We start from the raw sequence: 19320 nt of genomic DNA on the forward strand, positions 1-19320 counted from the left end.
TCCCACCGAGTCGCTTATCTGCCGGGGAAGTGCTCGTTGCGATAGTCGGCGAAGCGGGCGTCGACCTGATCCGCGGTCAGCCCGAAATCCGCCAGCGTGTAGCGGTGCGCCGGACGCGCGGCGCCCGAGGTGCTCTCCGAATGCAGCGCCGCCATCGCCGATTCGGCCTCGACACTCAATGACAGACCGAAGCGCTGGTAGATCGAGCCGACGGTAGCGATCGGGTCGGCGACGAAATCGTCGTAGTACACGTCGCAGAACTGCGCGGCATCGTGGTGCTTGCGGTCGGCGAGGAACCGGTCCGCTCCCCTGGCCCACAGGTCCAACTGCGCTGCGCCGACGACGGGTCCGCGGAACTTGTCCGACCACCCGGCCGAGGCCTGCTCGTTGAGACTGCACACTGATCCGATTATGGTGCGCGGATCCCGGTGCATCTGGATGACAAGCGCATCCGGGTACGTCGCGAAGATCGCGTCCAGCGCGAACAGATGGCTGGGATTCTTCAACACCCATCGCCGGCCCGCATCCGGCAGGCCGATCAGCTGCAGGTTGCGCCGGTGCCTGCGGTAGGCGTCGGTCCAATCCTGTGCGCGCAGCCAGTCGGAGTAGCCGGGCAGATAACCCAGGCATTCGTAGGACACCGACATCGCCGACTGCCGCAGCAACTGCCAGCATTCCTCCACCTGGTCGGCCGAAATATGATGCACACCCATGAATTCCGGGTGCTGCACGTGATGTTTCTCGAACGCGGCCTCGATCCGCTGGTAGACGGGGTTGTCCGCCCACGTCTCGCGCGGCGGTCGCGGCTGCGGCATCTCGGTCAGCCACATTTCCAGCCCCTGGTGCGCCGGGTCCGCGTTGAGCAGCCGGTGCACGGCCGTGGTGCCCGAGCGCGGCAACCCGGTCACGAAGATGGGCCGCTCGATCGCCACCTCGGCGTGCTCGGGAAACCGCTGCCACGCGGATTCACTGAGCAGTCGCGCGATCAGTGCGCCGCGCAGGAACGCCCGATTCACCTTGTTGCCGAAAGGGGTCAGCTCCGCGTCCTTGGCGTAGGACTCGAGCAGTACCTGCAGTCCTTCGCGGTAGCCGTCGTCGCCGAAGTCGTCCAGCCCGACGACCTTGGTCGCCGAAGCGTGCAGATCGTCGATGGTGCCGACGTCGTCTCTGCCGATCACAGTCATCTCCTCAGAATTGATGCGGGACACCCGCACCCGGTCAGTGGTGGTACTCGCCGCCGTTGACATCCAGGCAGGCTCCGGTGATCGCCCGCGCCAGCTGCGAGGCGAAGAACACCACGGCATCGGCGATCTCATCGGGTTCGGGAAGCTTGCGCAGGTCGATGGTCTTCGCCGTCTCGGCGTAGACCTCTTCGGCGGTGATCCCCCGCTGCTCGGCGAGATAGTTGAAATACCACTTCAGGTTGTCCGCCCAGATATAGCCGGGGGCAACGGAATTCACCCGGATCCCTTGCGGCCCCAGCTCGGTGGCCAAACTCTGTGCCAGCGCGAGCAGGCTCGCCTTGGCCATCTTGTAAGGACCGAAGGTGCGTCGCGAATGCCGCAGCACCGCCGAGTTGATCATCACCACCGACCCCTTCGTCTCGGCGAGCGCCGGCACGAACAACCGGGTCAGCCGCAGTGCCGCAAGCACATTCGTCTCGAAACCGGCCCGCACGTCGTCCAGGTCGACGGTCGCCAGATCGGTGATCGGCGGAATCGCGAACGCGTTGTTCACCAGGGTGTCCACCCGGCCGAACGCGCTCTGCGCGGTCTCGACCAGGTTGACCACGGCCGCCTCGTCGTTGATGTCGGTCGGCACCACCACCGCGCGCCTGCCGAGTTCGGTGATCTCCTTGGCCACCTCGGTCAGTCGCGATTCGGTGCGCGAGGCGAGTACCACGTCGGCGCCGGCGCGCGCACTCTGCACCGCGATCGCCCTGCCGAGGCCGGGACCGACACCCGAGACCACAACGACCTTGTCCTGCAACAACATCAGCCCAACATCCTTTCCGCCACGGCGACCTGTCGCGCCGCGATCCGTGCCCGCCACTGTTCCGGAGTCACCCGCGCCTGTTCGTAGAACGGCAGCCGCTGCGGTAATTCGTCGAGCGACACCACCTCCACCGTCGGTCCGTCTTCCGGCTTCATTTCCCGCGCCAGCCGCTGCCAGCGGAACTGCAGATATCCGCGCGCGTGCCCGGTGCGTTCGATCCAGTTGGCCAATCCTGGATCCTGTTCGCTGACCACGAGCCGGATCATGCCGTCAGGGTCGACCTGCGCCTGGTCTGCGGTGAGGCTGGTCTGGTGGTTGATGTAGTCCAGCGACAGGTACCACATGCTGCCGAGCTGGAAGCCCTGATACGGCGCGTCGGATTTCGGCACCGTGATGATCATGACCTGATCGTCGTCCAGCTCGTAGTGGCCCGCCGAGGAGAATTGCGTCGTGAGCCCGCCCGGGGTCGAACGCGGCTCGGTCATCGTGTTGACGGGCAGGTTGAGATAGAACCACTTCGGGAAGGCCAGGAAGGTGTTCAGCCGCGACAGCAGCATCTTTCCCGCGACGCCGAACCGCTTGGTCATCAGGTCTTTGGTCAGCGGCGGCGGCGCGTCGCCGATCCGGTCCACCCGCTGGATGCGGACGGTGCCCGGCTTCTCGGTGGCCCAATCGCTGTAGACCTCACGAATCACGAGCATGGCGGAGTCCGGTGCGAGATGCACGTAGCCGGGGCGCGCCGCACCCGGTCCGAGGCGCAGCTCGTAGGAGCCGTCCGCGGCGACCTCGATCGCGCGGTCGTCGAATGCGGTGAGACTGTCGGGGACATCGACCGGCGAGTAGTCGCCGTTGAGCACCTGGAAGCTCAGGTCGCGGGTGCTGCCGCGCTTGCCGGTCACCACATATTCGGCGTCGGGTCGCAGGTAGGAGTGGAAGTAGAGAGTGTCCGGGTTGTCCAGGCCCATTTTCGTGTACGGCCCGGTGGACTGAACGAAGAACGGAAAGTCCCGCTCATAGGCCCAGGCCATCTGGATGGCCGCGCGGATGCTGCCCGCGAGGTAGTCGTAGCCCTCGACGAGATCCTGTTCGGTCCGGATGTGTGGTGCGCCGGTGATGATCTGCTCGGCGGCGGCGATGGCGTCCGCGAACGGCTGTGTCAGCAAGTGGCTTCCCGGGTGTCTCGAGCGACCGGCGAACAGTCGCTGCTAGGTGTTCCAAATATGTACCGGTCTGGTACATTTCGATACGAGCAAGATTAGAACGTGTTCTAGGAGTGGTCAATGGTTGCCCGTAGATCCGCGCCCACCCAGCGGGTGGTCCAAGTGCTGGATTTCTTCGTCGAGCAGCGCGGCAAACGCTTCGGCCTTTCCGAGCTGGCCCGCGAGCTCGACCTCGCGAAGCCGACCTGCCTGGGCATTCTCACCGAGCTCAGCGCGGGCGGCTACCTGGTGCGCGACGCACACACCCGCACCTACGGCCTAGGACCCGCGCTGATCGCGGCGGGCCGGGTCGCCCAGGACAGTTTCGCCATCTCCGCCATCGCGCGGGTCGAGCTGGCGAAACTCACCGCGGAATACCGCACGACCTGCACCGCATCGGCAGTGGTCGGCGAGCAGATCACAGTGCTGGAAAGCACCGGGCCCGGCATGGTCAAGGTTGGCGCCTCCTACCTGTTCGCGCCGCCGGTCGGCCTGATGTACGTGCTGTGGGACTCCGACGCGGCCTTCGACGCCTGGCTGACCAAGCCGTCCACGGTGCCGCTGCGGCAGGATGTAGACCGGCTGCGCCAGGTCGTCGCGGAGTGCAGACAGCGCGGTTACCTGGTGGAGAGCCTGACCGGCGCGGGTCGCCGCCTGTACTCCTTGCTGGCCGGCGTCGCCGCCCGTGACCTGCCAGAAGAGGTGCGCGAACTCGTCGGCGAGCTGGTCACCAGCCTCGGCGAACGCGTCCATCTCGGCACCGATCTGCGACCGCGCAAGGAACATCCGGTGAGCTTGCTCGCGGCACCGACCTACGGCGGCGACGGCAGGCAGAACATGGTGCTCACCATGTATGTGGGCACCGCCATTACCGGCGCCGAAATCACCCGCCGCGGAGCCGCTCTCGTGGCCGCCGCCGATGCGGTAACCGCCGCGTCCGGCGGACACAAACCCACATCGCCCCATTGACCAATGACCGAAACGTGTTCTAGTTTTGGGACGTGAGCCAGTACGCAAAGTCGACGGCGAGCACCGAAGTAGGTGCTGCCGGACGTAGTCCGTCCGAAACCCGCGCACGGCTGGAGCGAATGCGGAGGTCCGCCTACGAGCTGCCACATCTGGACGCACTCGAGGCCGAGTCGGCACACATCTTCCGGGAAGTCGCAGCGACGTTCGAGCGGCCGGTGCTGTTGTTCTCCGGCGGCAAGGACTCGGTGGTGATGCTGCACCTCGCGGCCAAGGCCTTCTGGCCCGCGCCGCTGCCGTTCCCTGTCATGCACATCGACACCGGGCATAATTTCGACGAGGTGATCGAATTCCGGGATCGCACGGTGCAACGACTCGGCCTGCGGCTGGTGGTCGCCCGGGTGCAGGACGACATCGACGCGGGCCGCTCGGTCGAGGAGACCGGACCACGCGCTTCCCGCAACCGCCTGCAGACCGGTACCCTGCTGCGCGCCATTCGCGAGCACACCTTCGACGCGGTATTCGGCGGCGCCCGCCGGGACGAGGAGAAAGCCCGCGCCAAAGAGCGCGTGTTCAGCTTCCGCGACGAATACGGCCAATGGGATCCGCGCAACCAGCGGCCCGAACTGTGGAACCTCTACAACGGACGCCATCGCGCCGGCGAGCACATTCGGGTGTTCCCGCTGTCCAACTGGACCGAGCTCGACATCTGGCACTACATCGCAGCCGAGCGGATCGAGCTGCCGCCGCTGTACTACGCCCACCGCCGCCCGGTGGTGCAGCGCGACGGCATGCTGCTGGCACACACCCGGTTCCTCGAACTCCTCGACGGCGAGCAGCCCTACGACAGCATGGTGCGTTTCCGGACGGTCGGCGACGCGACGTGCACCGGATGCGTCGAATCGACGGCGTCCACCCCGGACGAGGTGGTCGTCGAGGTCGCCGCGACCCGAGTGACCGAACGCGGTGCGACCCGCGCCGACGACCGGATTTCCGAGGCAGGCATGGAAGACCGCAAACGAGAAGGCTACTTCTGATGACGACGACCACCCTGTTGCGCCTCGCCACGGCGGGCAGCGTCGACGACGGCAAATCCACCCTGATCGGGCGGCTGCTCTTCGATTCCAAGACCATCTTCACCGATCAGCTCGCCGCCGTGGAGCGCACCAGCCGCGAGCGCGGCGACGACTACCCCGATCTGGCACTGCTCACCGACGGCCTGCGCGCCGAACGGGAACAAGGCATCACCATCGACGTGGCGCACCGCTATTTCGCCACCCCCCGACGGAAATTCATCATCGCCGACACACCCGGCCACATCCAGTACACGCGCAATATGGTCACCGGCGCCTCCACCGCGGACCTCGCGTTGATCCTGGTGGACGCCCGCAAGGGCATCGTCGAGCAGACGCGGCGGCACGCCTTCCTCGCCAGCCTGCTCGGTATTCCACATCTGGTGCTGTGCGTGAACAAAATGGACCTGGTCGGCTGGTCGCAGGAACGCTACGACGAGATCCACGACGAATTCGCCCAGTTCGCAACCAAACTCGACGTCGCCGACCTCACCTTCATCCCGATGTCGGCGCTCACCGGCGACAATATCGTGCACCGCAGCACCGCTATGCCGTGGTATGAGGGCTCCCCCCTCTTGCACCACCTGGAAGAGGTACATATCGCCTCCGATCGCAATCTGATCGATGCGCGTTTCCCCGTGCAGTACGTGACCCGCAGGCACGCCGAGGGTTTCCGCGGCTACGCGGGCACCGTCGCGGGCGGGGTGTTCAAACCCGGTGACGAAGTGGCCGTGCTGCCTTCGGGATTCACCAGCACCGTCGCGGCGATCTGGGGACCGGGTGGTACCCCGGTCACCGAGGCGTTCCCGCCACAGGCGGTCACCATCCAGCTCACCGACGAAATCGACATCGCGCGTGGCGATCTCATCTGCCGCCCGGCCAACCGGCCGCACGCCGGTCGCGATCTCGACGCCATGGTGTGCTGGTTCACCGAGGAGTCCGAGCTGACCCCCGGCGCCACCTACACCATCCGGCACACCACCCGCACCGCCACCGCCGAGATCCGCACCCTCGACTATCGACTCGACGTGAACACGCTGCACCGCGACGAGACCGCGGAGTCCCTGTCGCTCAACGAGATCGGCCGTATTCAGCTGCGCACCCGGCAGCCGCTGTTGTTCGATCCGTACCGCCGCAACCGCACCACCGGCAGTTTCATCCTCGTCGACGAAACCACCAACAACACCGTCGCCGCGGGCATGATCACCGGACCGAGCCTGCCGTCCTCCCGAGTGGTCTGGCACTCCACCGCCGTCGGGCGCGACGAGCGCGCGACCAAGGGCATGACTGTCTGGCTCACCGGGCTCTCCGGCTCCGGAAAGTCCACTGTCGCGGTAGAACTCGAACGCAGGCTGGTCGCGGCGGGCCGCCCCGCCTTCCTGCTGGACGGCGACAATCTGCGGCACGGCCTCAATTCCGACCTGGGTTTCGCCGCGGCGGATCGTGTCGAAAACGTCCGCCGCGTCAGCGAAGTAGCCCGACTGTTCGCCGAAGCCGGTGTGGTGGCGGTGGTTTCCCTGATCAGTCCCTACCAGGCCGATCGCGACAGGGCACGAGCCACTCATGAAGCCGCGGGCATCGCCTTCGTCGAAGTCTTCGTGGACACGCCGCTGGAGATCTGTGAATCCCGCGATCCCAAGGGGATGTACGCCAAGGCCAGAGCCGGGGAGATCCGCGGCTTCACCGGAATCGACGACCCGTATGACGTACCGGCCAATCCCGAACTGATCTTGCGTCCCGGTGACGGGGATCCTGCCGCCATGGCCGCCACCATCCTCGCCAAGTTGGCAGATCTGGACTGACGGCCGTATTCCCGTGCCGTTGAGAGGCTGTTACCGGCGGCCTCTCAACGGTCGACGCTATCGCGGGCCGATCGCCCTCGCACCACCCGGCTCCGGTCGGGCGCCGAAATCGGCACTGTCCACTGGCTGTTGATCACACACGATCACCTCCAAAGCCGCACCGAACCAGGCGAATACCGGTGCCAAACTCGGCGGGACCGGCCACCCGTTGATCACGGCGAGTAGCTGCCAGTAGCGCTCGGTGCGAGTATCTCCCGCGACGTCGAGGCGCGTTCGCAGCCATTGCCGCAGTGCGGCGTCATCGGGGCGGTCGAACGTTACGGCGTACCGTGCCGCGAGTTCGTCGACGATCGGCTTCGCTTCGGCCGAATCGGGCGCGATGCCAGAGGCGAGGGCGTGCTCGACCCGGTCGCGGACCACCTCGGTCAGTTCGTGATGCAGGCCGGTGGTATCGCCCTCGGCGCGCTGAGCCGCCTGATACTCGGCCATTCGACGCACCGCGGCACGAAAATCCGTGTCACTGGTGAGCTCGGCGAGCTCCACCCAGGCTTCGATCTGAGCGGGCTCCGGATCCTCCGGCAGTTCCGGCATCGCCGCCCGAATCATGTCGACGAGCGCCGGATTCGCGTCGACGCCGCCGAAGGTGTCCTCGACGAAATCGCTGATCAGTCGGCGGCGCTCGGCATCGGAAAGCTTGGCGAGTTTGTGCATGAGTTCCATCTCCTCGACGGTAGATCCCCGCTCGGCAATCGCGCGTAACACGGTGCGCTGCAACCGAAGCGTCCGCATCTGCAATGCGATCGCCTCGGCATGTGAGGCGGCGACCTCGGGCAGCGAGCGCGTCCGATCCAGCACCTGCCGGACCGACGCAAGATCGACACCCAGGTCACGCAACGTTCGCACCAACTGCAGCCGAGCCAGCGCATCGGTGTCGTAGAGCCGATAGCCGGCGGGGCTGTAGATGGTCGGCGGCACCACACCGCTGTCGGAGTAGAACCTGATCGTCTTGACGGAGAGCCCGGTCCGTTCGGCCGTCTCCCCGATCGAGTAAAGCGTGTCGCCGTCCATGCCCTCACCCTCCCGTCTCCCCCAGAGGGAGACGCAAATCCATCTGATCAGCGCCGCCGCTTTCCACTGAATTCCGCACGTCGGGCCCAGTTTTCCGCTGAAGCGACGGCAATGCTCGCGCCGGTCGGCGCCATGCACTTCCTCGCACCGCAAGGCTGGGACTTCTGACGCGGCTCGGCGAGGAGAACACCGGCGCCCGCAGCACGAATGCTGCGGGCGCTGCCGTGCGGGGAGTCAGCGCGTGAGACTCGAGAAGAACTCGCGGATGTCGCCGATCAGCAATTCGGGAACTTCGAGGGCCGGGAAATGGCCGCCGGAGTAGAACTCCGACCAGTGGGTGATGGTGTGTGCCTTCTCGGCGAAGCGGCGGATGGCGTAGTCACCGTCCTTGAAGACCGCGACACCGGTCGGCACAGTGCCTTTCGGCTTGGGCGCGAACATCGTCGCGTCGTGGAAGCGCTCGTAGTACAGGTTGGCGACGCTGCGGGCGGTGTCGGTGAACCAGTAGATGCTCACCTCGGTCAGCAGCCGGTCCCGGTCGATGGCTTGCTCGGGCAGCTCGTGTGACTGGTCGATCCACTCCTTGAACTTCTCGATGATCCACCCGAGCTGACCTGCCGGGGAATCGGCGAGCAGCTGCGCGATGGTGTTCGGGCGTGAGCCCTTCAGGTTCATGTAAGCCGAGCCGTCGTCCTGGAACTTCTTCATCGCACCGAGCCGCCGCTTTTCCGCGTCGGTGAGCGCCGCCATATCAGCGGGATCACCCGTCGGGAAGGTGACCAGCGCATTGGCGTGCACACCGAGCACGTGTTCGGCGTCGACACGGCCGAGCTGCGGGCCGATGAAGGCGCCGTGGTCGCCGCCCTGCACCCCATAGCGGTCGTAGCCGAGCCTGGCCATCAGTTCGGCAAGCGCGGCAGCGATCCGGCCGTCGTTCCAGCCGGCCTCGGTGATCGGCCCCGAGAAACCGTGGCCCGGCAGTGACGGGATGACCAGGTGGAAGGCGGGCGCATCATGGTTCCCGTACGCCTTCGGATCGGTCAGCGGGCCGATCAGGTCGAGGAAGTCGACCACCGAGCTGGGCCAACCGTGGATCAGCAGCAGCGGCGTGGCGTTCTCGTCCACCGAGCGAATGTGCAGGAAGTGCACGTTCTGCCCATCAATGGTGGTGGTGAACTGTGGGTAGGCGTTGAGCGCTTCCTCCTGCGCCCGCCAATCGAACTTCTCCACCCAGTAGCCCGCCAGCTCCTTCAGGTAGGAGACGGGCACGCCGCGCTCCCAACCGGTGCCGGGCAGGTCGTCGATCCAGCGGGTGCGGACCAGCCGGTCGTGCAGATCGTCGATGGCGGCCTGCGGGATCTCGATGCGGAAGGGGTGGATGTCGTTGTTCGTCATGCCAATAACTCTGCCGGTAACGAGGGTGCTCACGAATCACGAGAATTCGTTATCTTTCGGCGCCGTGCGCTCTTTACATCGACGGCGAAAACCGCCGCACCTCCTTGGCTGCGAAGTTGCCACCGCTGCGCGGGCCGTGCATGATCGCGGAGTGGTGAGCGTTCCCGTCTGCGGTGCCTTTGTCGGACGGGCCGCCGAAGTGTCGGCGTTGCAGAGCGCCTATGCGGATACGTCCACCCACACCGTGCTGATCGCCGGTGAGGCAGGGCTCGGCAAATCACGCCTGGTCAGCGAGTTCACCACCCGGCTCGGTGCGGATGCGGTGGTGCTGGTCGGCCGATGCCCCGAGTTCTCCGGAGATGGCGTGCCGTACGCGCCGTTCCTCTCTGTGCTGCGTGGTCTCGTCCGCGAGCTCGGCGTGACCCGGTTGGCCGAGCTGTTGCCGGTGGCCAAGCCCGCGCTGTCACGCTGGCTGCCCGAACTGGCCGCACAGGCCGGATCCGCCGACGCCGAGTCCGATCGGATCCGGCTGTTCGGCGAGATCCTCACCGTGCTCGAGCAGCTGGCGCTGACCAGGCCGGTGGTCGTGGTGCTGGAAGATCTGCACTGGTCCGACGATTCGAGTCGGGAGCTGTTGTCGTTCCTGCTCGCCAATCTCGCGCAGCGTGACCTCCTGCTGGTCGGCACCTATCGGCCCGCCGATTCCGAACCGATGCGCAGACTCGTCGGCGGGCTGCGCCGCAATCCCGGTGTCCGCCTGCTCGATCCGGCACCGCTGACCAGACACGAGGTGGGCAGGCAGCTCGCCGCACTGCTCGGCCGCGAGCCGGAGCCCGGGGCCGTGACGCGAATCTTCGAGCGCAGCAAGGGCATTCCGCTGTTCGTCGAGGCGCTCAGCCGCTCGAGCGACGACACCCCGGCCGAGCTGTCCGATCTGCTGCTCGACTATCAGGCGAGTCTGCCCCCGGACGCCAAGGCACTGTTGCGATTGGCTGCCGTGGCAGGGTCGCCCGCACAGCATGCGTTGCTGGAATCGGCGACCGACCTCGACGAGGCGGCCCTCGAGCGCGCTGCACGCGAATTGATCGACAGGCAACTGCTGCTGGCCACCGAGACCGGATACGAGTTCCGCCACGTCCTGATTCGCGACGCCGTCTACGATCATCTGCTGCCGATCGAGCGAAAGCGGCTGCACGCGCGGCTGGCTCGGGCATTGCACACCCGTCGCGATGCACAGAACGAAGACTGGCCGATCGGGCAACTGGCCCACCACGCCTACACGGCAGGCGATCTGCCCAGCGCGATCGAAGCGTCGTGGGACGCCGCGGCGAGCGCGGCGAACGTGGGCGCGCACAGCGAACGGCTGCGCCACCTGGATCGAGTGCTCGAACTCTGGGATCGGGTGCCGGACGCGGCGGTCCTGGTCGCTGCCGATCGGCTCACCGTGTTGGAGCAGGTGGTCGAGGCCTGCTATCTCAACGGCACCATCGACCGCGGCATCGAAGCCGCCGGCGAGGCACTCGGCATTGTCGACCCCGATCGTTCACCGTTGCGCGCCGCCCAGCTCTACTACCACCGGGCCGGTTTGAAGAATCAGAGCAGCAGCGGCTGTGACGACGATCTGACCGAGGCCCTTGCCCTGTTGCCCGCACACCCACCAACAGTCCTGCGCGGCGAGGTGCTCGCGGAGCTCGCCGCGACGCGCGTCTTCGGCGGCGACGCGGGCGGAGCCGAACGCGACGCGCGGGCGGCCGTCGAGGTGGCCGAACAGCTCGGCGCGCAGGCGCTTGCCGCGCGCGGCTACGCCTACCTCGGACTGGCCACCGCCGCTCGATCCGACACGGCCGTCGCCCATTTCGAAAAGGCCCATGCCGCCGCGACCGCCGCGGCCGACCCTCAGACGCTGCTCACCGTGGTGTTGTGGGAGTCGGCGACGCTGGTCGCGGCGGGCGAGCACACCGCGGCGATCGACGCGATCCAGCAGGGCATCCGTGCCGCGCACGCGACGTTCCGCTTCGTGGAGGCCGGGCCCATCCTGCTGGTCAAGTGGACTCAGGCTCTCACCGCGCTCGGCCGGTGGAACGAGGCTCTCGATCTCATCGAAGTATCACTCGCCGAGCAACTGCCTCCGCTGAGCAAGGCCGCACTGCTCCTGTGCCACGCCGGAATCACACTGGCACAGGGCAATTCGGCTGCGGCCGTGAACAGCGCGGACACTGCGGCGGGCCTACTGAGCGACGGCCCATGGGCGCGCCAGTACCAGCTCCAATTGCACACCATCCAGGCAGATATCGCGATCGCCACCGGTCAACCGCGCCGCGCGGCCGACATCCTCACTGCCACGCTCCACGCCGACGACATCACCGCGCACCACCACGAAGTGTGGCCATTGCTCGCAGTCACGGCCCGGATCGACAACATCGCCATCGATGTCGATCCCGTTGCCGACGCGCTGCCGATGACGACAGCCGTCGACGCCGCCTATCGCGCTGTCGTCACTGCCGCCATCAGCGGAAGCTCGCCCGCATGGGACGCGGCAGTCTCATCCTGGCGGGCGCTGCGCCAGCCCTACGAACTCGCGCGCAGCCTGCTGGGATCCGCCGGAGCCGAACTCGCGGCAGGCAACCGCGCCACCGCCCACACCGCATTGCGCGAGGCCGCGGACCTCGCCGTACAGCTCGAAGCACCGACACTCGCCGACGCCGCGCGCCAGTTGGCCGACCGCGCCGGGCTGGCCGTCGACAGCCCGCGCCGAACGATCACGGCAGCTGCCGCCCGACCGAGCACCTTCGGCCTCACTCCTCGCGAACTCGATGTCCTCCGCCTCGTCGCCAAGGGGCTGAGCAACAGACAGATCGCCGCAGAACTCTTCATCAGCGGTAACACAGCAGGCGTACACGTCTCCCGCATCCTGACCAAGCTGGGCGCCGCCACCCGTACCGAAGCCGCAGCCGCAGCCCTCCAGCACCGGCTCTTCCCCACCGACGAACGCTGACTACACAAGCGCACATCTCGTCGACGCGTGCCACCGCCGACACCACTCGCGAACCGTCGATTTGCCGCGAGTGGCACGTCCACGCGGGGCCTTCTCGACAGGTGCCGCAGCCACGCGCTAGTCACCAGTGGGTCGAATGGCCAGGCGGTGATTGGGCAGCCCCGAAACCCGCGCCGACCTTTGTCCGCGCCCTGGCGTGGCTCCACGACCATGCCTACCGCCCCAACCACGTCACGCTGTGCTGGGGCGACAGTCGGCCGTCGAATCTGCTCTACGGCGACGGCCTGGAAGTCCTCGGTGTCCCGGACTGGGAAATCGCCTATCTCGGCGAGCGGAAGCGGGCGGCGATAATGGGTCACTATGACGGATTCGTTGCTGCATGGACGGTTCCCCGAGCTGGCGGACACTCTGCCGTTTCTGCGACTCGGCGACTCGCCCACCCCGGTCAGGGAATTGGATCTCGGCACCCGAGTGCCGGTGTGGTGCAAGGACGAGAGCGGTTACGGTTCCGGCGGCTGGGGCGGGAACAAGATTCGCAAACTCGAGTGGTTGCTGCCCGAGGCGCAGCGGCGTGGCGCTCGCACCATCCTCACCGTCGGCGGCACGGGTACCAATTGGGGTCTTGCCACGGCTCTGTACGCGCGCGAGCACGGCATCGAGACCGCGCTCGCATTGGTCGACCAGCCGGAGGACGATCATGTGCGTGCACAACTACAGCGCTTGAAGTCCTCCGGCGCCACTGTGCATTTCACACACAGCAAGCTGCGCACCGTGCTCTGCGCTCCGTGGTTGGTGGTGCGACATATGCGCGGCCGCGCCCTTCCGTATCTGCTGCCCGCAGGTGGGTCGTCGCCGATCGGAACGCTCGGCTACGTCGAGGGTGCGCTGGAGCTTGCCGCGCAGGTCAGGGCGGGCGCGCTGCCCGAGCCGACGTATCTGGTGACCGCTGTCGGATCCGGCGGCACGGCAGCCGGCCTCGCCCTCGGCCTCCGCCTGGCGGGATTGCGGACCCGAGTCCTCGGCGTCGTCGTCAACGACACCCTCCCGCTGGACGCGAAACACATCATCGGGCTGGCGAAACGGGCCGAGGGCGTACTCCGTGCGCGCGGTGCGCAATGCGCGCCGCGCGGACTGAGCCCCGACGATGTGACCATCGTCCGCGACTGGATCGGCCCCGGCTACGGCCACGAGACCCCGGCCGCGATCGCAGCGCAAAAGCTCGGAGCGACGGCGGGCCTCGAGCTGGAAACCGTCTACACCGCGAAGGCTTTGGCAGCGCTCATCGATCTCGACGCCCGCGGCGAGCTGGGCGACGGCCCGGTCGTATTCCTCGACACCTACGGACCACGGCACCGGTGACGCTCAGCGCGGCTCCGGGTCCAGTCCCAGGATGACTACCAGCACGTCACGCAACCGGTCGACATCGCCTCGGATACCCGTCACCGCGTCCTGATACAGGAATGCCTCGATGAGGCGCACCAGCGCATACGCGAATGTGGGTGTGTCCACCCGATTCTCGTAGCCTTCGGCGACGGCGGCATCGATCAGATCCGCCACGGTGGCGACGACCTTCGGTTGCACCGGCCCGTCGCTGGTGGTGATGATCCGGCCCGCGGTGGCCTGTTCGGTGGCGATGAAGTATCGATAGGGTTCGTTACGCGCGAGCCATCGCGCCACGCAGTCCAGCATCCACAGCACTCGGCGCGCACCGGATCCGACGCTACGGCCACGCGCGGCCTCGACCAGGCGGTTGAACTCGGACACCATCACCGCACCGAGCAGTCCGTCCCGCGAGCCGAACCAGCGGTAGATGGTCGCCCGCGACAACCCGAGCTCGGCGGCGATCGCCTGCACATCGACGCGCTCGGAGGCCAGGAACTGGGCGCTGGCGGCGGCGAGCACCTGCTGTTGAGTCGCGGCCGCGGGCCGACCGACCGGCCGGGCGGCTCCGGATGTAGCGGTCATCGCAACCCCCACACAAATTCGCGACACATGCGTAGTAACGTACCAAATCGACCCGGGTGGGCTTCGTGTCCGCCCGGAGCGGCTGTCTGCGGGTCGCTCGAATGGCCCGCCTGCACTGTTCGCAGGTAGACGGTCGGCTGTGCCGAAGCGAGAGGATGTGGTCGTGCGCTCGACATTGATCTCCCGGAGGGACCTGGATTTCTTGCTCTACGAATGGCTGCGGGTCGAGGAGCTCACCGCATTACCGCGATTCACCGAGCACTCCAAGGACACCTTCGACGGCTTCCTCGACCTATGCGAGGACCTCGCCACCCGGCATTTCGCACCGCACAACAAGCGGGGCGACGCCAACGAGCCGACGTTCGACGGCGAGCGGGTCACCATCATCCCCGAGGTGAAAGCCGCGGTCGAGGCCTTCGCGAAGGCGAATCTGATCGGCGCCGCGATGGACGAGGAGATCGGCGGACTGCAGCTGCCCGCCACTGTCGAGGCGGCCGGATTCAGCTGGTTCCAGGCGGCCAACGTGGGCACCACCGGCTACCTGTTCCTCACCGTCGGCAATGCCAATCTCCTTGCCGCACACGGCACCCCGGACCAGATCGACCGCTTCGTCAAGCCGATGGTCGAGGGCAGATTCACCGGCACCATGTGCTTGTCCGAGCCCCAGGCCGGTTCCTCCCTTGCCGACATCGTGACTCGCGCCGAACCCCGATCCGACGGCACCTACCGGCTTTTCGGCTCGAAGATGTGGATTTCCGGCGGCGATCATGAGCTGACCGACAATATCGTGCACCTGGTGCTGGCCAAGATCCCCGGCGGCCCTGCGGGCACCAAGGGCATCTCGCTGTTCATCGTGCCCAAATTCCTCGTCGAGGACGACGGATCACTCGGCAGGCGCAATGACGTGGCGCTGGCGGGCCTGAACCACAAGATGGGCTACCGCGGGACCACCAATACGGTGCTGAATTTCGGTGAAGGCAAGCACACACCGGATGGCGGGCCGGGTGCGGTGGGCTACCTCATCGGCGAGCCACATCGCGGCCTGTCCTACATGTTCCACATGATGAACGAGGCCCGCCTCGGCGTCGGTCTCGGTGCGACGGCGCTCGGCTACACCGGATACCTGAAATCCCTCGACTACGCCCGCGAGCGCAGACAGGGCCGTCCGGTCACCGCCAAAGACCCGGCCGCGCCGCAGGTTCCGATCATCGAACATGCCGACGTACGGCGAATGCTGTTGGCGCAGAAGGCTTACGTCGAGGGCGCGCTCGCCTTGCTGCTGTACTGCAACCGGCTCGTCGACCTGCGACGCACCGCCACCGATCCACAGACGCGGCGCGACAACACACTCCTGCTGGAGATCCTGACCGGTGTCGCCAAGAGTTGGCCCTCGCAATGGTGTCTGGAGGCGAACAACCTCGCCATTCAGGTGCACGGCGGCTATGGCTACACCCGCGAGTACGACGTAGAACAGCACTACCGCGACAACCGGCTCAACCCCATCCACGAGGGCACCCACGGTATCCAGGGCCTCGATCTGCTGGGCCGCAAGGTAATCCAGCACGACGGCGCCGGTCTGCGGCTCCTCGCGGGCCGGATCGAGCAGACCGTGATGGCGGCCGCCGAAGCAGGTGGCGAATGGACCGAGTTCGGCGGCCAGCTCGACGCCGCCTGGCAACGCCTGCTCACCGTCACCGGGTGGATGTTCGGCTCCGGCGACATCGCCGCGGCGATGGCCAATTCCAGCGTGTACCTCGAGGCCTTCGGCCACACCGTGGTCGCCTGGATCTGGCTCGAGCAAGCACTCGCCGCGCACGGCCGTGCCGGCGACTTCTACGAGGGCAAACGCGCGGCGGCGCGGTACTTCTTCCGCTACGAACTCCCGAGAACCGGACCACAATTGGACCTGCTCGAGCTGATGGACCGAACCACCCTCGACATGCAGGACGCCTGGTTCTGACCCGCCGAACCGTCCCGGCTGCCCACGACCGCAAGCCTGACGCGACGCATGCTGCTCGCGGACAGCATCGGAGGCGTCCGCACCGCGCCGAATCAGCCTGTGTCGCCACCCAGTGGGCAGGCATCGGATAGCGTCCGCATCGCCACAGGTCCGGAACGGGATTCCTAACGATCGGCAGTCTTCGCTGGAGACCCCTCCGACTGTGCGATGCCCGTCATTCGAATCTGCGTGATCGGAATGAGCCGGCCACCGCCGAGGTGGCGCAATGCCGCCGAAACAACTTGTTTCCGCAGGTCATAGGCAGTGACGGACGGCGCAATAACATCCCTTGAATTCCGGCGGATTCGCGGCGGGATCCGAGCCGTCGCAGGCCAACTATCGTCCCTGTCCATGCAGGTCAGCGATAGGAAGGTGGCGGAGGTGGGAGCCGAACCCATACCGGTGCGCCGGTTGCGGGCCGACCAGGCGCGCCGGGTGGCCGACGTGTTGCGTCATCAGATCCACGCGGGTGCGTTCGATGACGTGCTGCCGAGTGAGCAGCAGCTGGTTTCGGAGTTCGATGCTTCGCGCAATACCGTGCGTGAGGCATTGGCGCTGCTCAAGGACGAGGGACTGATCGATCGGGTGCCGAAGGTCGGCACCCGAGTGGCCAACCGCAAGTTCGATCACGGGCTCGACGCGCTGCTTGGGCTGCAGGAGACGCTGAAGGGGCACGGCACAGTGCGCAACGAGGTCCGCGCGGCCATGCATGTCACCGCGCCGGCCGCGGTCGCGCGCAAGCTGCAACTCGACCCTGGCGAGCGCGTCGTCTACATCGAGCGGCTGCGTTATTTGGCGGATCTGCCGCTGAGTCTGGACCTGACCTACCTCGCCCCGGATATCGGGACCGAGATCCTGGCTCACGACCTGGAGACCAACGATATTTTCGTGCTCATCGAGCAGATCAGCGGGGGCCCGCTCGGTTCGGCCGATCTCGCGCTCGAGGCGATCACCGCCGATGCGCACACCGCAGCGACGCTCGACGCCCCTGCGGGCGCGGCACTGCTGATGCTCGAACGGTTGACCCGCCTCGACGACGGGCGACCTGTCGATCTGGAGTACATCCGGATGCGCGGGGACCGAATCACCATGCGCGGCAGTCTGATCCGCAGCACCCCCGAATGGAAGGTCATCTGATGGCACTCGCGAATCAGCGCACCGATATCCCGGTCACCATCGACGAGTCGCTGTGCATCCAGGGCTGCACGCTATGCGTGGAGATCTGCCCGCTCGATTCGCTGGCGATCAATCCGGAGAACGGGAAGGCCTTCATGCACGTCGACGAATGCTGGTACTGCGGCCCGTGCGCGGCGCGCTGCCCCACCGGTGCCGTCACCGTCAATATGCCCTATCTGCTCCGCTGAACCCTGCGCCGAATCCGGAAGTCGCCATGAAGAAACGCCTCGCTCCCCTCGTCCTCGCACTCGCACTCGCCGCCGCGGGCTGCTCGCTGCAGAGCTCGGACAACACTCCGACCGGTACCGTCAAGGTCGTCGTCGGCTACCAGTCCAAGACCATCAATACCGTCACCGCAGGCACGCTGCTCAAGGCCAAGGGCTACTTGGAGCAGCGGCTACAGCAGATCACCGACCATGGCGGCGCCGAATACCAGGTGGAGTGGCAGGACTACGACACCGGCGCGCCGATCACCGCGCAGATGCTCGCCGAGAAGATCGATATCGGATCGATGGGCGACTATCCGTTGCTGATCAACGGATCTCGGACGCAGGCCAACGAGCGCGCACAGACCGCACTGGTGTCGGTCACCGGGTATCACCCGCGTGGCGCACTCAATATGGTTGTGGTGCAGCAGGATTCAACGGTCACGAGCATCGGCGAGCTGGCCGGGCAGAAGATTTCGGCCAGCGTCGGCTCCGCCGGGCACGGCACCCTGGTGCAGGCGCTGTCGCGCGCGAGTGTCGACCCGGCCAAGGGCGTGGAAGTGCTGAACCAGCAGCCGCAGATCGGCGCGACCGCCCTGGAATCGCACCAGGTGGGAGCGCTCGCCCAGTTCGTGGCGTGGCCCGGGCTGCTGGTGTTCCAGAACAAGGCCAAATTGCTCTACGACGGTGCCGAACTCGGCGTGCCGACCTTCCACGGTGTGGTAGCCCGTCGCTCGTACACCGCCGACCATCCGGAGGTGCTGCAAGCGTTCCTCGCAGCCCAGCTCGACGCGACCGCGTTCCTGCGGGAGCAGCCGTTCGAGGCCGCCAAGATCGTCGCCGATGGCTCCGGACTACCGCAGGAGGTCGTGTATCTCTACAACGGCCCCGGCGGCACGTCTTTCGACACCACGATCAAGCCGAGCCTGGTCGATGCGTTGAAAGGCGATGTGCAGTACCTGAAGTCGATCGGTGACTTCGCCGAACTCGACATCGACCGTTTTGTCGATCCCGCACCACTGCGCAAGGCGTTCGCCGAAACCGGGCAGGGCGACTACGACAAGGCGGTGGCTGCTACCGCGAACCCGAGCCGGGTCACCGGCACGGATCCGATCTGCGCTCGCGCCGTGGACAATTCGCCGCAGGCCGGTGAACTGTGGCTCGAAGGCGCCGACCGTCCACAGCCCGCCGCCGACCCCATCTGCCTGCTGCGGGCGATCCAGGCGGCGAAGGCGCAGGGCAAGGTGATCCGCGCGGCATATGTCCCGGATGCCGAGCTGGGCACGAGATGGTTTGCCGACAAGGCGATCTGGTTGCGCGAGGGCGACAGCTTCTTGCCGTTCACCACGCCGGCGGCCGCGCAGCGCTACCGTCAGACGCACGCCACCGCAGTGCCGGTCGCCTACGACCAAGCCGTCACGGAGGTCAGGGGATGAGCGGGCGTGTGATCCGCCGTCGGGCGTCGCATCCGGCATTGCCGA

Annotated in this window: 15 protein-coding genes; 9 read left to right on the forward strand and 6 right to left on the reverse strand. The window is 66.7% G+C overall.

Annotation, left to right across the window (positions count from 1 at the left end; all coding sequences use genetic code 11):
* Positions 1-14 precede the first annotated feature (14 nt).
* From ACFU4Z_RS07325 to ACFU4Z_RS07335, 3 genes are read right to left on the reverse strand one after another with little or no spacing between them, the layout of a single operon-like run.
* A complete protein-coding gene (locus tag ACFU4Z_RS07325; RefSeq protein WP_379060515.1) occupies positions 15-1178 on the reverse strand; it encodes a sulfotransferase family protein in 1164 nt (387 codons plus the stop codon).
* A gap of 40 nt (positions 1179-1218) precedes the next feature.
* Complete coding sequence (locus tag ACFU4Z_RS07330) at positions 1219-1995, reverse strand: SDR family oxidoreductase (protein WP_379060516.1); 777 nt, start codon at positions 1993-1995, stop codon at positions 1219-1221.
* Positions 1995-3158 (reverse strand): hypothetical protein, encoded by a 1164-nt coding sequence (locus ACFU4Z_RS07335; RefSeq protein ID WP_379060517.1) that lies wholly within the window; start codon positions 3156-3158, stop codon positions 1995-1997. Before ACFU4Z_RS07335 ends, ACFU4Z_RS07330 begins: the two co-directional genes overlap by 1 nt.
* A 117-nt stretch (positions 3159-3275) precedes the next feature.
* Here ACFU4Z_RS07335 and ACFU4Z_RS07340 point away from each other — a divergent pair, with 117 nt between their 5' ends.
* The 3 genes from ACFU4Z_RS07340 to cysC all read left to right on the forward strand — a co-directional run bounded on the left by ACFU4Z_RS07340 (position 3276) and on the right by cysC (position 7035).
* Positions 3276-4163, forward strand: a complete 888-nt coding sequence (locus ACFU4Z_RS07340; protein WP_379060518.1) for a helix-turn-helix domain-containing protein — start codon at positions 3276-3278, stop codon at positions 4161-4163.
* Between the two features lie 119 nt (positions 4164-4282).
* Positions 4283-5197, forward strand: coding sequence for a sulfate adenylyltransferase subunit CysD (gene cysD / locus ACFU4Z_RS07345; protein ID WP_379060885.1), 915 nt, complete (start codon positions 4283-4285; stop codon positions 5195-5197).
* Positions 5197-7035 (forward strand): adenylyl-sulfate kinase, encoded by a 1839-nt coding sequence (gene cysC, locus ACFU4Z_RS07350; protein ID WP_379060519.1) that lies wholly within the window; start codon positions 5197-5199, stop codon positions 7033-7035. Before cysD ends, cysC begins: the two co-directional genes overlap by 1 nt.
* 57 nt (positions 7036-7092) lie before the next feature.
* Here the strand turns inward: cysC and ACFU4Z_RS07355 are convergent, their stop codons facing one another.
* Both ACFU4Z_RS07355 and ACFU4Z_RS07360 read right to left on the reverse strand, forming a co-directional pair.
* The gene (locus ACFU4Z_RS07355) at positions 7093-8103 is read right to left on the reverse strand and encodes a MerR family transcriptional regulator (protein WP_379060520.1); all 1011 of its coding nucleotides are present in this window, start codon (positions 8101-8103) and stop codon (positions 7093-7095) included.
* A 234-nt stretch (positions 8104-8337) separates the two neighbouring features.
* Positions 8338-9498 (reverse strand): epoxide hydrolase family protein, encoded by a 1161-nt coding sequence (locus ACFU4Z_RS07360; RefSeq protein ID WP_379060521.1) that lies wholly within the window; start codon positions 9496-9498, stop codon positions 8338-8340.
* Between the two features lie 151 nt (positions 9499-9649).
* Between ACFU4Z_RS07360 and ACFU4Z_RS07365 the strand changes: the two genes are divergently transcribed.
* Both ACFU4Z_RS07365 and ACFU4Z_RS07370 read left to right on the forward strand, forming a co-directional pair.
* Positions 9650-12493 (forward strand): helix-turn-helix transcriptional regulator, encoded by a 2844-nt coding sequence (locus ACFU4Z_RS07365; RefSeq protein WP_379060522.1) that lies wholly within the window; start codon positions 9650-9652, stop codon positions 12491-12493.
* Positions 12494-12853: 360 nt separating this feature from the next.
* On the forward strand, positions 12854-13852 hold the full coding sequence (locus ACFU4Z_RS07370) for a 1-aminocyclopropane-1-carboxylate deaminase/D-cysteine desulfhydrase (RefSeq protein ID WP_379060523.1): 999 nt from the start codon (positions 12854-12856) through the stop codon (positions 13850-13852).
* A 3-nt stretch (positions 13853-13855) separates the two neighbouring features.
* Here ACFU4Z_RS07370 and ACFU4Z_RS07375 read toward each other — a convergent pair whose 3' ends face one another.
* Complete coding sequence (locus ACFU4Z_RS07375; protein WP_379060524.1) at positions 13856-14458, reverse strand: QsdR family transcriptional regulator; 603 nt, start codon at positions 14456-14458, stop codon at positions 13856-13858.
* 163 nt (positions 14459-14621) lie between these two features.
* On the opposite strand from ACFU4Z_RS07375, the gene ACFU4Z_RS07380 reads away from it, so the two are divergent.
* The 4 genes from ACFU4Z_RS07380 to ACFU4Z_RS07395 all read left to right on the forward strand — a co-directional run bounded on the left by ACFU4Z_RS07380 (position 14622) and on the right by ACFU4Z_RS07395 (position 19275).
* On the forward strand, positions 14622-16418 hold the full coding sequence (locus ACFU4Z_RS07380) for an acyl-CoA dehydrogenase (RefSeq protein ID WP_379060525.1): 1797 nt from the start codon (positions 14622-14624) through the stop codon (positions 16416-16418).
* A gap of 390 nt (positions 16419-16808) precedes the next feature.
* On the forward strand, positions 16809-17594 hold the full coding sequence (locus tag ACFU4Z_RS07385; RefSeq protein ID WP_379060527.1) for a GntR family transcriptional regulator: 786 nt from the start codon (positions 16809-16811) through the stop codon (positions 17592-17594).
* Positions 17594-17821 (forward strand): ferredoxin family protein, encoded by a 228-nt coding sequence (locus ACFU4Z_RS07390; protein WP_040689749.1) that lies wholly within the window; start codon positions 17594-17596, stop codon positions 17819-17821. Before ACFU4Z_RS07385 ends, ACFU4Z_RS07390 begins: the two co-directional genes overlap by 1 nt.
* A gap of 26 nt (positions 17822-17847) precedes the next feature.
* Positions 17848-19275, forward strand: coding sequence for an ABC transporter substrate-binding protein (locus ACFU4Z_RS07395; RefSeq protein ID WP_379060529.1), 1428 nt, complete (start codon positions 17848-17850; stop codon positions 19273-19275).
* The last annotated feature ends 45 nt before the right edge of the window (positions 19276-19320 follow it).

This window comes from Nocardia sp. NPDC057440 (assembly GCF_042802915.1).
Lineage (GTDB): Bacteria > Actinomycetota > Actinomycetes > Mycobacteriales > Mycobacteriaceae > Nocardia.

Excerpts from the sequence above, each read along its gene's own strand:
- ACFU4Z_RS07330 (WP_379060516.1), bottom strand. The coding sequence starts at position 1,995 with ATGTTGTTGCAGGACAAGGTCGTTGTGGTCTCGGGTGTCGGTCCCGGC.
- ACFU4Z_RS07340 (WP_379060518.1), top strand. The coding sequence starts at position 3,276 with ATGGTTGCCCGTAGATCCGCGCCCACCCAGCGGGTGGTCCAAGTGCTG.
- cysD (WP_379060885.1), top strand. The coding sequence starts at position 4,283 with ATGCGGAGGTCCGCCTACGAGCTGCCACATCTGGACGCACTCGAGGCC.
- cysC (WP_379060519.1), top strand. The coding sequence starts at position 5,197 with ATGACGACGACCACCCTGTTGCGCCTCGCCACGGCGGGCAGCGTCGAC.
- ACFU4Z_RS07355 (WP_379060520.1), bottom strand. The coding sequence starts at position 8,103 with ATGGACGGCGACACGCTTTACTCGATCGGGGAGACGGCCGAACGGACC.
- ACFU4Z_RS07360 (WP_379060521.1), bottom strand. The coding sequence starts at position 9,498 with ATGACGAACAACGACATCCACCCCTTCCGCATCGAGATCCCGCAGGCC.
- ACFU4Z_RS07370 (WP_379060523.1), top strand. The coding sequence starts at position 12,854 with ATGACGGATTCGTTGCTGCATGGACGGTTCCCCGAGCTGGCGGACACT.
- ACFU4Z_RS07375 (WP_379060524.1), bottom strand. The coding sequence starts at position 14,458 with ATGACCGCTACATCCGGAGCCGCCCGGCCGGTCGGTCGGCCCGCGGCC.
- ACFU4Z_RS07385 (WP_379060527.1), top strand. The coding sequence starts at position 16,809 with ATGCAGGTCAGCGATAGGAAGGTGGCGGAGGTGGGAGCCGAACCCATA.
- ACFU4Z_RS07390 (WP_040689749.1), top strand. The coding sequence starts at position 17,594 with ATGGCACTCGCGAATCAGCGCACCGATATCCCGGTCACCATCGACGAG.
- ACFU4Z_RS07395 (WP_379060529.1), top strand. The coding sequence starts at position 17,848 with ATGAAGAAACGCCTCGCTCCCCTCGTCCTCGCACTCGCACTCGCCGCC.